Origin of the sequence: Catellatospora sp. NPDC049111 (assembly GCF_040648615.1) — a bacterium.
In the GTDB taxonomy this organism is placed as follows: domain Bacteria; phylum Actinomycetota; class Actinomycetes; order Mycobacteriales; family Micromonosporaceae; genus Catellatospora; species Catellatospora aurea.
In genome coordinates this window covers 14228-28352 of the sequence record NZ_JBEZEB010000059.1, presented here as the reverse complement: position 1 = coordinate 28352, position 14125 = coordinate 14228, and the positions used below count along the sequence as shown (strand labels likewise).

Here is a 14125-nt window from a genome sequence, read left to right as displayed (position 1 = left end):
ATGGGCGTTCGCGTCACACGGCGCGTCACACGGTGCCGGCCGATCGTGGAACCTGTTGATGGAGTACAGGGCGAGGTGGAGTGTGCCGATGCGAGCCGACATGCAAGCAGATCCGAGTGCGCAGGCCGAGCCGGCGCCCGGCGAACAGGTTGTCCACCATGGCGCGAACGTCGGCAGTACGCCGCAGTGGAAGCTGCCCGACGAGGGCTGGGGCCGCAAGAGCGCCGACGCGGCGACGCTGCACGAGCCGCAGAACATCCGCGAGTACGTCACGATGCACCAGCACCTCGAAGTCGGCGGCGGCACACGCCTGCTGGACGTCGCCTGCGGCGCGGGCCTGGCGGTCGAGCTCGCCACGGCGCGGGGAGCGACGGCTGCGGGCATCGACGCGTCCGCGCGGCTGGTCGCCGTCGCCCGTGACCGCAGCAGCGGGGCCGATCTCAGGGTGGGCGACATGCGGGACCTTCCCTGGGCCGACGGCGCCTTCGATGTGGTGACCAGCTTCCGCGGGATCTGGGGCACCACACCGGAGGTCCTCGCCGAGGTGCGTCGGGTGCTGCGGCCCGGCGGCCTGCTGGGCATGACGGTCTGGGGCCACGTGAAGGCCTCGCCCGGGGCCTGGGCGCTGCGCCCGTTCCTGTGGGCGGACGCGTCCCGGGTCGCCCACCAGGCCGCGATGAACAGCCTGGGCAAACCCGGTGTCGGCGAGCAGTTGCTGGCAGGCCACGGGTTCGAGGCCGTCCGGCGGGTGGACGTGCCGTTCGTCTGGGAGTTCGCCGACCCCGAGTCCTACGCGCGGGCCATGGCCTGCACCGGGCCGGGATACGAGGCGATCCAGACCCTTGGCGAGCAGCGTTTCCTCGATGATGCCGCCCAATTGGCCGCCCAGCACGCCCGCGAGGGGCTGCCGCTGCGAGCGGAGATCAACCTCGTCGGCTTCATCGCCCGGAACCCGGCGACGCCCGGTGCCGGTTCGTCGTTTCTGGCCGAGCCGGTGGAACTGAGCGCCGGGGCGAGCGCCGCCTACGCCGACGACGAGGCCGAGTTAGGGTACGTCATGAACGCCACGCGGCTGTGGGCTCACGACATCGAGGCGATGGAGTCGCTGTTCACCACCCTCGGCCGGGTCACCAGGACGGCCGGTCTGAGCGTGCGCGACCGGGGCATCCTGGTCACCGCGGCCACGTCGACGCTGGGCGACTCCTACTGCTCGCTGGCGTGGGGAGCCAAACTGGCGGCGGCGGCGTCCGACCAGGTCAGCGCCGGGGTCCTCACCGGCGACGACAGCCTCCTGGACGACCGGGAACGGGCGTTGGCGCGATGGGCCCGCCGGGTCGCCGCCGACCCGAACGCCACGACAGCCCCGGACGTGCAGCCGCTGCGCGAGGTCGGCTTCGACGAGGCGCAGATCCTGGCGATCACCGCATATGTGGCGCTGCGGATCGCGTTCTCCACCGTCAACGACGCGCTGGGCGCGGTCCCCGACCGGCAGCTGCGGACCAGCACACCGCAGGCGGTGCTCGAAGCCGTGACGTTCGGCCGCGCACCCGCGCCCGCGGCGGGACCGGACAGCCCATGACGACCGTGGTCCGGCTGCTCGGCCCGCCGCAGATCGTCCAGGACGGCACGCCGGTCGGCGGCCCCCGCGGCCACAAGGCCTGGGGGCTGCTGGCCTTCCTGGCCCTGGCCGAGCGCCCGCCGAGCAGGCAGCGCCTGGTGTCGATGCTCTTCGAGCATGCCGAGGACCCGCGCGGTGCACTGCGATGGAACCTGGCCGAGATGCGCAGGGCGCTCGGCGGCCGGGTGACCGTCGGCCGGGACCCGCTGACCCTCGCCACCGATCACGACGTGTCCATCGACGTGATGGGTCTTGCCGCCCCCGGCCCGGCCGACGTCCTGCACGGGGAGCTGCTGGAGGGCCTCAGCTTCGACGACTCGCCGACCTTCGACACCTGGCTCAGCGTGGAAAGGCAGCGGCTCGTCGCCGACTGCCGCGCCCTGGCCCACCGCCGGTCCGTCGAGCTGCTGACCGGCGGGCAGCCGTGGGCGGCGGCAGTGATCGCGGCACAGGCACTGGAAAACGACCGGCTCAACGCCGACCTGCACGCGGTCCTCGTCTCCAGTCTGACGCGCTCCGGCGACCACCAGGCTGCACGCGCCCACCTGGCCCGATGTGCCGACCTGTATCGCCGGGAACTCGGCGCCGAGCTGCCCGCGGCCGTCGCCGCCGCGGCCGCGTGGGCTCCGGCCGAGCCCGCGGTCAGCGCAGCCGCTGTCCGGTCCCTGCTCGACCTCGCGGACTCGTCGCTGTCCGCGGGCTCCGTCGCGGCCGGGCTCGGCCAGCTGCGCCGTGCCGTGGCGGGGGTGGCCGACACCGACCAGCACCTGTCCGGCCGGGCCCGCCTGGCCCTGGCGTCCGCTCTCATCCACTCCGACGGCGGCCGGGGCGGCGACGTCACCATGCTGCTGCACCAGGCACTCGTGCACGCCCACCGCGGCGGCGACCCGGCGATCGGGGCCGCCGCGTGCCGGGAACTGGCGTTCCTGGCCGTGCAGGCAGGACACCGGTCCGAGGTCGAGCACTGGCTGGGCCAGGCCGAGGCCTGGCACCCGACCGAGGCCGAAGCCGCGCGGATTCTCGGCGTACGCGGCATGAGCCTCAGCGACGCCGGCGCGTACGACGAAGCCCTGGCCGTGCTCGGCGCGTCCACCGACGCGGCCCGCCGTAGCGGCAACCGGCGGCAGCTCTCCTGGTCGCAGGCGATGATCGGACGGGTCCGGCTGCTGCGGGGCGAATACGCCCAGGCCGCACACGTGCTCGATGAGGCGCTGGGCCACATCCGCGCGCAACGCTGGACCGCGTTCACTCCGTTCCCGCAGGCGCTACGCGCCGAGGCGGCTGTCGGCCTGGGCGACGCCGCGACGGCGCGCGAGCTGCTCGACTACGCCTGGGTCCAGACCGTCGAGTCCGGCGACCAGTGCTGGGTCGCGGTCGTCTCCCACGCCCAGGCCACCCTCGCGCTGCACGACGGACGCGACGCGCTGGCCTGGTGCCGTACCGGCCTGGCGGCGGCACCCTGGTATCTGTGGCCGCGAGCGCGCCTGATCGACCTGGCCGCCCGGCTCACCCTCGGCACCCGAGAAGGCGCCGAGCTGCTCGACGAGCTGGAACGTGTTGCCGGCGCGGCCACGATGCGTGAGCTCACGGTGCGGGCGCTGATCCACCGCAGCCGGGGCGGGGACGGGCAGCACCTGGCCCGTGCCCGCGCCATGGCGTCCGACATCGCCAACCCGGCCCTGGCCGCGGAGCTCGCCGTCTGATCCCGACGTGCGGTTGCGGCCGGACCTGCGGTGGCCTCTGCGGTCCGGTCACGGCGTCGGGTCGGTGTCGAGTACGCGGGTGACGAACGCGGTCACCTTCTGCCGCAGGCGAGTGATGCGCTCCTGCGCGGTGATGGTCTCCTGCGGTTGCGGCAGGAACGGTTTGCGCAGGTTGCGGATGTACAGCGAGCAGGCCAGGTCGGTGCACGCGTACGTCCCGGCCGTGTTGCCCGCCCGCCCTGCGGCGCCGGCCAGACGGGCCGAGAACAGGGCGATCGAGGCGGCGTCGTGCATGGTGTGGCAGAACTCGCACATGCTCGACCGCATCAGGGTCCGGGGCGGCACGGTCGCACTCAGCGCCAGCCCCACGACGGTGGAGCCCATCGGTGCCACCAGGTATGCGCGACCGGGCGCTTTGGCGTCGCGCCAGCCGAGGAAGTCCAGTTCCGTCCAGGCGAGGCGCTCCGGCGGCGCGGGCAGCGTCAGCCGTTGGGCCTCGCCTTTCGAGGTGTTGGCCAGGCTGTTGCGGATCTCGGCTGCGGTCAGTGCTTGCATGATCACCCTGTCTTGTCGGTGGGCCGGCGCGGCCCGTCTGCTGTCGTCAAGCCCTGCATGCGGGGTTCACCGCTCCGGCACGCCTCGGTCGCGTGCCGCCGCGCGTTCCCATCGCCGCGACAACCCGGCCCCCAGCCACAGCAGGGCCACACCGAGCACGGCCATCGCCGCCGCGACCGGTACCCGGTACGGATCGCCGAGGTGCATGGCGAGGAACCACAACTTGGTGTCGCTGCCTTGCCAGATCAGGTACAGCGGCACCAGTCCCTGCGGGAACAGCGGGATCCAGCACACGACCATCAGCAGGGTGACCAGAGCCGCCTGGCGCGGCGGCAGCTTGACCCGGCCGGTGCGGGTACCTGCCCTCGGGCCGGCCGTACCGCCGCCGGACATGCGTCCGAGCAGTTCGGGGCCGTTTTCACCCAGCCGCCGGTAGGCCGCCCGGCCCAGCCACCACGCGCACGCGGCTCCCGTGACCAGCCCCACGGCGACCGCCGCCCAGCTCAGCAGCGGGCTGCCCAAGCGGTCGCCGAGCAGCGCGACACCTGCGGCGGGGACCGCGGTCACCGGGACGACCACCAACATCGCCAGGACCTGGCCGAAGATGTTGCCCGCGTCGAGCGGGTTGCCGCCGCGCCGGGCCGGTTCCGGGCCGGGCACGAGGAACACCACCGAGGCGTACGCGATCAGACCGGCCCCGCCGCCGAGCAGCGCCGCCAGCAGCCCCAGCGCCCACGGCCACGTCCATGCACCGCCGCCGAGCACGGTCCCCGCCACCGTCAGCGCGAGCGCGACCGGCGCGACCTGGAGCAGCCAGGCCAGTTGCCGTCCGCGTACGTCGGCGCGGACAGTGCCGGGGTCGACCAGGGTCAGCCACAGGGCGGTGCCGTCGAGGCCGTACAGGTTCGCCGACGTCGCCGCGGCCAGCACCGCGACGACGACACCGGCCCATGGCAGCAGCCCGGTCCAGCCGATCGCCAGGGGCCACAGGGTGTAGACGAGCCCGAACCAGATCGCGAACCACCGCAGGTGCAGCCGCATCAGGTCGCGCGACCAGGTGCGCAGTTCCTTGGCGGCGACGCCGCCGACCGGCCCGGCCGCGTCCAGCCGGTCCAGGAGCGGGGTGCGGCCGCGGTGCGGACCGCGGTGCACCGGCCGGGTCGTGGTGCGCCGCAGCAGCAGCCGCGACCAGATCAGCACCGCGGCGGCGGGCAGGGCGACCAGGCCCGTGCCGGCGGCGGCCGCGAGCGGCCAGTCGCCGCGCGCGACCGCGTCGAGGCACACCAGTGCCCAGCCGGACGGCAGCACCCGCAGCAGGGTCGAGAACCCGGCGGGCAGGCCCTGGTCGACGAGCCCGAACTGCACCGCTGCCCACAGCAGCACCCACGACTGGTTCAGGGTCGCGTTCACGCCGGCGTTGACCAGCGCGGACAGTACGGCGCTGAGGCGGGATCGCACGGCCAGCGCCATGGCCGCGAGCATCAACCGCGACAGCGCCACGACCATGGCGAGCTGCAAGGGCACCAGCAGCAGCGCGACGGTGAACGCGGCCAGGCCCAGACCTGCGGCGTACACCACCAGGGCGCTGAACGCGACCAGGCTGATCAGCGGGCCGACACCGACGAACGACACGGCCAGGAACCCAACGGCGACCCGCAGCGGCGGCAGCGGGATCAGCGCGAGCTGCTCCGGCCGGATCGAGTCGTCGCCGCCGCCGGTGTAGACCGGGCCGAGCAGCCAGCCGAACAGCCACACCGCCAGGGCCGCCGCGAACAGGTCGGCCCGCAGCGCCGGGCCTGCCTCGGTGCCGGCGAGCATGAGCGTGGCCACGGCCAGGGCGAGGCCGGCCACGGTGCCGAGGAGCAGGCCCCCCGCACGGGTGCCGCTGGTCGAGTTCGCCAGCACCCGCAGCTTCATCAGGATCAGGACACCAACCACGACGGGCTCCGCGTGAGATCGAGATCGGCGCCGACCAGCTCCACCAGCCGTTCCTCCAGCGTCGCTCCGGCCCGGACCCGGTCGAGTGGCCCGGCCGCGGCGATCCGGCCCCGGTGCACGATGGCGACGTGGTCGCACAGCTGCTCGACGGTGGCCATGACGTGGCTGGACAGCACGACCGTGCCGCCGATGGCGATGAACTGGCGCAGCATCGCGCGGATCGTCAGCGCGGACACCGGGTCGACGGCCTCGAACGGCTCGTCGAGCACCAGCAGCGACGGGCCGTGCAGCAGAGCCGCCGCCAGGCCGATCTTCTTGCGCATGCCGGTCGAATAGTCGATGACCAGCGTGCGGTCCGCACCCGCGAGATCGAGGATGGCCAGCAGCTCATCGGCACGGCCGGCCGCCACCCGCGGGGCGAGGCCGCGCAACCTGCCGAGGTAGGTCAGCAGCTCGCGGCCGGTGAGGCGTTCAGGCAGGGCCAGGCCGTCGGGCAGGACGCCGAGCCGGGAGCGGGCGGCGACGGGGTCGGCCCAGACGTCGAGGCCCTCGACGCGCACCGTGCCGCTGTCGGGGCGCAGCAGGCCGACGGCCATGGACAGGGTGGTGGTCTTCCCCGCACCGTTCGGTCCGACCAGGCCGAAGAACGAACCGGCGGGCACCCGCAGGCTGACGTCGTCGACGGCTGTCCGTTCCCCGAACCGTTTGCACAGGTTCACGATCTCCAACACGGGTGTCTGCACGTGCTCCCTCTCTGCGCCCGACTGCCGTACGCGGGCAGTCGACGGCCGTGGCCGTCACCGGTCACCTGGACCTACTGCCTGCCGGGCGTGAACGGTTGTGGCCAGCGTCCAGATTGGTCATCGCGGGACGGCCGTACGTAGTTCCCGCGCCGCAGGCGGTGCGAGATCACGGTGAGAGCACGGATCGCTGCGGCTTTTCGCCGTCGATCCGATGTGGTCTTTCGCGGGTCACGCCCTCACAGGCGGCTGGTGTTGGTCCCCGGCTGGCGGACCGACTCGACGTTGACGGAGCTGACCACGTCGGCGTTGACGATGGTGGCGACCGCGTTCTGGACGTTGACGCCGAGGTTCTCGATCGCCTGCGCGACCGTGGCCCAGGCCTTGAGGACCTCGTCCTCGTTGATCCGGTAGCCCTTGTTCTCGGCGCCGTCGCCGACCTCGACCTGCTTGCCGATCTTGTCCATGCTCCACGGCGGCCCGGCCGACAGCTGGCGGATCATCCTTCCGATGTCGCGGTGCAGGTCGGCCAGATCCTCCCCGGCGAACACGATGCGCTTGCCGGCCTGCGTCGTGGCGTCGGTGTCGATCTGGATCGCGCGCTCTTCAGCCATCGTGGCCCGCCCCGGTCGGTTTGCCCAGCGTCTCGTCGGTGCGGCTGAGCAGCGAGTTGAAGTCGCCGGTGCGCACGAACTCCGCCGCGCCGGTGCCCGCCGGCATGAACTCGCCCAGTAACTGCTGCATCTTCTCGGCGGCCTCGGCGGCCGCGGTCCGGGTGAGTCCCAGGATCAGCGAGGACAGCTCGCGGGCCGGATACCTGCGGTAGGCGTCGTCGTGGATGACCAGTTCGATCAGCTGGCCCTGCGGGCCGACCTTCACCGTCACCAGCCGGTTGGGGGAGGCCGCGGTGGCGTTCACGTCCTTGAGTCTGGCCTGCAGTGTGCCCAGGCCACCGCGCAGTTTCGTGTAGCGCTCGTAGACCTCGTCGAAGCGGGCCATCAGGTCCGCGTTGGCGTTTCTGTCGGCGTAGCGCATGGCGGTCAGAGTCCTCCCAGTCCGGTCAGCTCCATCGTGCCGTCGACGCGCACGCGGTCGGGTGAATGTCCCAGCGTCAGCGCGGTGACGGCGACGTCGAAACCGTGGCCGTAGCACCATTCTCCGCCCTGGTCCGCGGCGAACACGCGGCCGTCGGCGTCGACGGCGAGCACCGCGCCGTCGTCGTCGAGCCCGATGGGAAACACCGCCCGGCCCAGGCGGCGGCCCAGGTCGGTGAGCACGTCCCGGACGCCGGCCAGGCCGTCGTGCCCGATGCGGTACGGGGTGACCCAGTTCTGGGCGCCGCGGCCGCGCACCGTCATCAGCAGCGACGGGCCGAACTCGGTGAAGATCTGGCGGGCCGGTTCCAATGGGGGCAGGCCGGTCTGGTCGGCGATCTGCTCGATGACCGCCTCGGCGAGGTCGGCGCGGTCGGCCGGGTCGGGGAAGGCCCCCCAGCCGGCCTCGTTGAGCGCCGCGGTGACCATCGCCGGGAACCGCGTGCCGGCAAGCTCGTTGCGGGGGTGTGGCGTGACGGGGTCGGTGAGCTGCAGCAGCGCGGCGTCGAGCAGGCCGAAGTCGATCCAGGCGCGCAGGCAGCCCGCGCACGGTGTCGCTGCGGCAGGCTGGGCGATCGCCCCGTCGCGCAGGTGGTTCAGTCGCACGACGGCGCGGCCGAGTTCGTCGCGGGCCTGTTCGAGGCTGGTGGGGGCGAGCCCGGCGGCGGCGCGGGCGGCGTCGGCGCGCAGCAGCCAGTCCGACAGCACGATCAGCTCCGCGTGCCGGGACTGGCCGCGGGTCTTCATGCCGCCGGGGGACGCGCTCAGCCAGGCCGCGACCAGGGGGTGGTGCACCGGCTCGGCGTCGACTTTGGAGCCGACGGCGGTCACGGTGCGGCCGTCGGGGAAGGTGAGCACGGCGCTGACGGTCAGTGAGTTGTCCCGTCCGCCGGCGCGGCCGAGCCGCTGCACGGCGCCGACGGCGCGACGCGCGGCGACCCGGGCGGGGTCGCGACGCCACTGGTCGTGGGCCTGCTCGGCAGCGATGGAGCCGAAGACGGCCTCAGCGCCGGTGGCCCGCTCGATCAGTGTCTTCGCGCCGGAGCCGGGTGCCGCCGTCTGGCCGGCGGCCGGGGTGGCCCAGACCACGAAGACGTCGGGGAACTCCTGCACCCAGCCGCGCCACAGCGGACCGGAGGGGTCGCTGCTCGACCGCGCCAGGCCGGTGGCGACCTGTTCGGCATCGCTTCGGGTGAACACACTCACCAGGCGAGGCTACCGTGGCCGCACGGGCCGCACCGTCCCAGGATGTGCCACGCATATGGGGCGTATATGGAGCGATACCCGCGCATTTCGCACTGTGATCCGTACCGCACGGAACGAGGTCTGCGTGGTGACCGCTGGTGCGATAGTTTGCAGGCTCGGCTGCCGTGTCGAAGTCCGGTCAGGAGGGTGGAGCCGTGTCCGTACTGCCTTCCCCGATCCCGAATCCGATGGAGCTGCTGCAGGTGCCCTCGGAGGTACGGCCGCTGCTGGAATGGGTCATCGGTGCCGACTGGCCGGACGGCAACGAGGAGATCATCTGGGATCTCGCCGACGAGTGGTTCAAGGCCGCCGACCGGGCGTCCGGCCCGTTGCAGGACGCCGCCGCCTATGTGACCGACGCCGTGTCGGCGGCGGGCGGCACCCAGACCCAGCTCGGCGAGGCGGTCAAGCTCAGCTGGGACAAGCTCGGCGCGACCGCGGATTCGGCGCTGCCCCAGCTGATCTCGATCCTCGACGTGATGGGCCAGGTGGTCGAGGCCGCGGGGCAGGACATCCAGGCCGCCAAGATCGAGTTCTGGATCGAGCTGGTCCTGTTCGTCATCGAGGTCATCGCGCTGATCGTGGCGGCGTTCTGCACCTTCGGCGCGGCCTCGGCAGGCATCCCCGTGCTGCAGATGGCCACCCAGTACACCATCCGGCAGATCATCAAGAAGCTGCTCAAGGAGCTCGCCGAGAAGGGCATGAAGGAGCTCACCAAGGCCGCCCTCAAGAAGATGATCAAAGAGGGCGCCAAGGAGGCGCTGGAGGAACTGGTCACCGAGACCGCCATCCAGGGCGTGCAGATCGCCGACGGGCACCGTGACGGCTTCGACGGCATGGCCATCGGCATGTCCGGGGTCGCGGGCTTCGCCGGCGGATTCGCGGCCGCGGGTGTCAACCTCAAACTCGGGCCGGGCGGCGGCTTCGTCCGCAACATGCGCAACGACGTGCTCGCCGAAGTGGCCGGCGATGTGGCGGGCAACCTCGCCACCGGCAATCTCCCCGGCCTGGACGACGTCGGCATGGCGGCCACGTCCGGCGCGCGCTCCAGCATGCTCGGGCAGGGCACCAGCGGCCTGGACAACCTCACCGCGAACATCAACTCGCAGGTCCAGAACCTCAACCAGCTGGCAGGCAACAGCCAGACCCTGGCGAGCGCGTTGACCGGCGATCCGTCGACCACGGGTGGGCGACCGCCCGGCAACCAGGTCGACACCGGCGGCGCACCCCCCGGCCCGCAGCCGACCGCCACGAACACCGGCAACACCCACCATCCGGCGACCGTGCCGTCATACGGGGGCGGCCCCTCGCAAGGACTGTCGCTGAGCGGTATCGCGCCACCGGCCGTCGCGGGGGTCGGCATCGACGCCACCGCGGCGGGACCGCTGCGCGTCGACGCCGCCACCGCCGTCGACGCCGCACCCCCGCCCGGCCAGCAGGCCGCGCAACAGGCCGCGACCGCCCAACAGGCCGCTACGCAGCAGGCCGCAGCCAACGTGCAGGCGGCCAACCAGTCCGCACCAGGCCAGCAGACGGCCGCGCCGCCAGGGGCCAACACCGGCACCTCGGCCAACCCCGCGACGACGACGCGCGGACCGGCACCGGCCTCGCTCGCCGGTGTGCCGACGCAGACCACCGGCGGGCTGACCGCGACCGTCGGCACGTCGGTCTCCACGTCGGCGTCCCTGCCGTCGCCGGGAACCTCGACCAGCCCCGGCATTACCGCGAACGCCTCCACCAGCACGACCGCGAATCCGGGTGGGCTCACCGCAGCCTCGACCGACACCCGGCCGGGCTCCCCGGCCACGACCCCGGTCGCGGCCACCACGACGCCCGCGTCGACCAGCCAGCCGACCACGGCGAGCCCGACCGGCTCAGGGCCGACCGCCGGCACGACGACCACGAACCCCACGACCGGCGGTCTCTCGACCGGCACGCCGACCACGACCGGACCCGCGAACAGCTCCCCGACGACCGGCGGCCCCTCGACCAGCACGCCGGTGACGACCAGCCCCGCGACCAGCCCGCCGGCCACCGGCAGCACGCCCCCCGGGACCGCGACACCCCCGCCGGCAACCCCCGCCACCGGAACCCCGGTCACCGCGAGTCCCGCTCCGGGCGGCCGCACCAGCACCGACCCCACGGCTGCGGTGCCCGCGACCGACGCAACGCAACTGTCGGACAGGGACGCGGCCAGGCTCGATCGCGCCGCGAGGATCACCGCGGCCATGCAGTGGATGGCCACGCACCGCGACGCGCTGAGCCCGAGCAACCTCGGCGGCCGAGTGGTCGACATGGCCCGGGTGCGGCTGCGCGCCGAGACCTCCGTCCAGTCGCTCTACAACGACCGGCGCGCCGACCCGAACGCCGACGTCGAAGTCGGCCCCGACCTGCGGCAGCGCCGCCGGATACTCACCGACGCCCTGCTAGCCACCCAGCACCGCGACACCCCGGCACCCGGCGGCGTGGATCCGGCCGCGTCGCCCACCGACGGCCCGCCCCCGGGAATCGAGGACAGCCGCCAGTACGGCGAGCCCGACGGTCACACCATGCCGACCGTCGCCCAGCAGCGCGACCTGGAGGCGTCGCTGCCCCGCAACCCCGACGGCTCCTTCCCGCCCCACGTGTCACCGGACACCGGCTGGGGCGCGGCGTTCGACCCGGTGTCCCCGCAGGACGACCCGACCCGCGCCACCGCCTGCGTCGACCGGGCACTGGCCTTCGCCTCGACCTACGCCGGCCTGCCCCGCGTCGCCGCCGGGCGCACCCCGACACCCGACGGCAGCATCCCGCCACCGGCCCCGGACGGGCACCTGCGCATCCAGCAGGTCCTGGGCACCGACTTCCAGCAGCTCACCGCGGACCTCGGCACCATGGACCCCCGGCTCGCGGCGGCCGCGGTCGCCGCGGGCTTCGACCAGCTCGAACTCAGCCTGAGCCGACCCGGTTCCCAGGGCATCGTGTGCTTCCAGCGCGCCGACGGCACCGCGCACGTCATCAACGTCATCAACCACGACGGCGAGATCCGCTACTACGACGGCGGCACCCGGCTCGGCCGCCCGCCGTTCACCGACGGCGTCACCCGCATGGACGGCCTCGCCCTCGACCCGCAGTTGCGCCCGGTCGCCGTCGCCGACGCCCCGCCCGGCCACTGGGCACCCGCCCCGGACCACGGCGGAACTCCCGTGCCGAGCACCCCGGGCAGCACGGTGCCCACCGCGCCGGACGTGCCGCGCTACACCCGCGACGACCTCACCCCGACCGGACGGATGGACGGCCGGACCCAGCGCCGCGAGCTGATGCTCGGCGACGACGGGTTCGACCACTACCCGGGCGACCCGGTGGGCACCCGCCGCAACGAGAACGGCCAGCTGCTCGACGAGAACAACCACTACTACACCGACGACAACAAGCTGCCCCCGGAAGGCGTGGTGGGCAGCGACCTGCCCAACGCCGTCGCCCTGCCGGTGGACACCGCCACCGAGGCCGGCGCCGCGTTCGATGCGGGCGTCACCGCCCACCAGCAGACCAGCAGGGACAAGGAGACGATCTGGCGTACGCAGGTCGCGCCGCTCATCCCGCAGATCACCGCCGCCGGGTTCACCGTCGACCGCAACACGTTCGGGTCGGAGAACCAGAACACCCGGGACTTCCGGCTGGCGATGTCGATGGTGCTGTCCCCGGCCGAGATGACGGCCCTGCAGCGGGCGCTCGACGACTACCACGACATCTGCCGGGACCTCGTGCGCGCCAGCGAACGGCTCGGCCTGCTCGCCGGCGACTACGTCACCGAGCAGCTGTACCGGGGAAGCAGGCTGGTCACCGGCGGTGTGGACGAGCCCGGTCGGCCCGCCACGTTCGACCGTGTCCTGGTCAGCGCGGGGGACCCGCCGATGGTGGTCCTCATCGAGGAGAAGGGCGCCGGTGCCGAGCTGGGCACCCGGTGGGTCCCGGACCCGGCCAACCCCGGCGGGCCGATGATCAACGCGCAGCAGACGTCCCCGGAGTACGTGCGCGGCGTCCTGGCCATCGACGCCTACCTGCGGCCGGTGATGGAAGCCGACCCCGACCTCGCTCGGGCCATGCACGAACTGCTCACCGCGGGCCAGCTGGAGTGCCTGGTGGTGCGCGGCCGGCCCGACGGCAGGATCATGATTCAGGTCGCCACGCTGGACCCGGACCGGCTGCTCGCCGACGGCATAAGATTGGTCGGCTACGAGCCCGAGGAGCAGCAGTGACCGACTTCAAGAGCGCGGACCCGGCCGCCGTGCACGCGACGCTGACCGTCGTGCGCGACTGGCGGTGGGCCTGGTCGGCCGACGAGGTCCCGGCGCTCATGGCGCACCTGGGCTGGAGCACCGTCGAATCGGTCCCCGACGGTCCGATCGTTGCTCGGGCGAGCTGGGACCTCGGAAGACTGCTGCAGATGGTCAACATCTCCCGCGGCCGGGTCCGCAGCCTCGACATCCGGTTCTCGGGCATCAACCACTGGCCGCCTGTCGACGCCGACGCGGCTCCGATCAACGACAGCTTCGTCGAGGTGATCGCGGCCGCCGAGGCGGTGTTCGGCCCGGCCGACGAGTCGTCCCCGGGAAAGACTCCTTCGCAGGTGTGGTGGCTGCCCGACAGCGTCGTAGGGATCACCCGTGCCACCGCGGGGGTCGCCGCCGATTGGACGGAGCGCAAGTTCTTCGAGGAACGGCGCAACCTCGACCGGAGCGCCCTGTGAGCGACTGGAGCGACTTCGCCGCCCGGCTGCGCCGCGACCTGGCCGACCTGGCCGACGAGGACATCGTGATCCTGCTGTACGGCGCCCGCGGCGTGCAGTTCGTGCAGACCCCGCGGCTGCTGCTGACCGAGGCGATCATGGGCTCGGTCCATGCGCCGCCGGTGGCGGAGCAGGAGCACACGGCACTGGTCGAGCTCGGGTGGATCCCGCCGGACGTGCCCCGCTTCACGAACTGGCACCGCGAGCTGCCGTGGCCCGCGACCTCGGCGCATTACGACGCCACGACGGCGAGGTTGGTGCACACGCTCCGCGACGTGCTGGGCGTCGCGGACCCGTCGGACCTGGCGGTCAAGGCGTGGAACGACAAGACCCATGACGCTTTGAACCTGTCCATCACGGCTTGAGCGAGAGCACCGGCTTCCGTTCGGGTGCGGGATCGTGTCGAAGGCTGTTTCGGCCGTGCGCGCCGCGCCAGGCTGCGCGAAGGGCGTCCAGTTCAGCAC

11 protein-coding genes are annotated in these 14125 nt (G+C 72.9%); 5 read left to right on the top strand and 6 right to left on the bottom strand.

Going from position 1 to position 14125, the window contains the following annotated elements; translation table 11 throughout:
• Positions 1-88 precede the first annotated feature (88 nt).
• Both AB0B66_RS40795 and AB0B66_RS40790 read left to right on the top strand, forming a co-directional pair.
• Positions 89-1579, top strand: a complete 1491-nt coding sequence (locus AB0B66_RS40795) for a methyltransferase domain-containing protein (RefSeq protein ID WP_360540488.1) — start codon at positions 89-91, stop codon at positions 1577-1579.
• The gene (locus AB0B66_RS40790; protein WP_360540487.1) at positions 1576-3321 is read left to right on the top strand and encodes a hypothetical protein; all 1746 of its coding nucleotides are present in this window, start codon (positions 1576-1578) and stop codon (positions 3319-3321) included. The genes AB0B66_RS40795 and AB0B66_RS40790 overlap by 4 nt, the downstream gene beginning before the upstream one ends.
• A 48-nt stretch (positions 3322-3369) precedes the next feature.
• Here AB0B66_RS40790 and AB0B66_RS40785 read toward each other — a convergent pair whose 3' ends face one another.
• From AB0B66_RS40785 to AB0B66_RS40760, 6 genes are all read right to left on the bottom strand, one after another.
• A complete protein-coding gene (locus tag AB0B66_RS40785; RefSeq protein ID WP_360540485.1) occupies positions 3370-3876 on the bottom strand; it encodes an FBP domain-containing protein in 507 nt (168 codons plus the stop codon).
• A 66-nt stretch (positions 3877-3942) separates the two neighbouring features.
• Positions 3943-5814 carry a hypothetical protein gene (locus tag AB0B66_RS40780; protein WP_360540483.1) on the bottom strand — a complete coding sequence of 624 codons (1872 nt, stop codon included), beginning with the start codon at positions 5812-5814 and terminating at the stop codon, positions 3943-3945.
• Complete coding sequence (locus AB0B66_RS40775) at positions 5799-6536, bottom strand: ABC transporter ATP-binding protein (RefSeq protein ID WP_360540516.1); 738 nt, start codon at positions 6534-6536, stop codon at positions 5799-5801. The genes AB0B66_RS40780 and AB0B66_RS40775 overlap by 16 nt, the downstream gene beginning before the upstream one ends.
• Positions 6537-6793: 257 nt before the next feature.
• A complete protein-coding gene (locus AB0B66_RS40770) occupies positions 6794-7168 on the bottom strand; it encodes a hypothetical protein (protein WP_360540481.1) in 375 nt (124 codons plus the stop codon).
• Positions 7161-7589 carry a YbaB/EbfC family nucleoid-associated protein gene (locus tag AB0B66_RS40765; protein WP_360540479.1) on the bottom strand — a complete coding sequence of 143 codons (429 nt, stop codon included), beginning with the start codon at positions 7587-7589 and terminating at the stop codon, positions 7161-7163. Before AB0B66_RS40765 ends, AB0B66_RS40770 begins: the two co-directional genes overlap by 8 nt.
• Before the next feature lie 5 nt (positions 7590-7594).
• Positions 7595-8854, bottom strand: coding sequence for an SUKH-3 domain-containing protein (locus tag AB0B66_RS40760; protein ID WP_360540477.1), 1260 nt, complete (start codon positions 8852-8854; stop codon positions 7595-7597).
• 194 nt (positions 8855-9048) lie between these two features.
• On the opposite strand from AB0B66_RS40760, the gene AB0B66_RS40755 reads away from it, so the two are divergent.
• The 3 genes from AB0B66_RS40755 to AB0B66_RS40745 are packed head-to-tail and all read left to right on the top strand — an operon-like array spanning position 9049 to position 14026.
• A complete protein-coding gene (locus AB0B66_RS40755) occupies positions 9049-13131 on the top strand; it encodes a toxin glutamine deamidase domain-containing protein (protein ID WP_360540475.1) in 4083 nt (1360 codons plus the stop codon).
• Positions 13128-13622 (top strand): DUF6301 family protein, encoded by a 495-nt coding sequence (locus tag AB0B66_RS40750; RefSeq protein WP_360540473.1) that lies wholly within the window; start codon positions 13128-13130, stop codon positions 13620-13622. The genes AB0B66_RS40755 and AB0B66_RS40750 overlap by 4 nt, the downstream gene beginning before the upstream one ends.
• On the top strand, positions 13619-14026 hold the full coding sequence (locus tag AB0B66_RS40745; RefSeq protein WP_360540471.1) for a hypothetical protein: 408 nt from the start codon (positions 13619-13621) through the stop codon (positions 14024-14026). The genes AB0B66_RS40750 and AB0B66_RS40745 overlap by 4 nt, the downstream gene beginning before the upstream one ends.
• Positions 14027-14125: the final 99 nt, after the last annotated feature.

What these genes read in the sequence shown, in the direction of transcription:
- AB0B66_RS40765 (WP_360540479.1), bottom strand. Translation starts at nt 7,589, where the DNA reads ATGCGCTACGCCGACAGAAACGCCAACGCGGACCTGATGGCCCGCTTC.
- AB0B66_RS40770 (WP_360540481.1), bottom strand. Translation starts at nt 7,168, where the DNA reads ATGGCTGAAGAGCGCGCGATCCAGATCGACACCGACGCCACGACGCAG.
- AB0B66_RS40790 (WP_360540487.1), top strand. Translation starts at nt 1,576, where the DNA reads ATGACGACCGTGGTCCGGCTGCTCGGCCCGCCGCAGATCGTCCAGGAC.
- AB0B66_RS40785 (WP_360540485.1), bottom strand. Translation starts at nt 3,876, where the DNA reads ATGCAAGCACTGACCGCAGCCGAGATCCGCAACAGCCTGGCCAACACC.
- AB0B66_RS40795 (WP_360540488.1), top strand. Translation starts at nt 89, where the DNA reads ATGCGAGCCGACATGCAAGCAGATCCGAGTGCGCAGGCCGAGCCGGCG.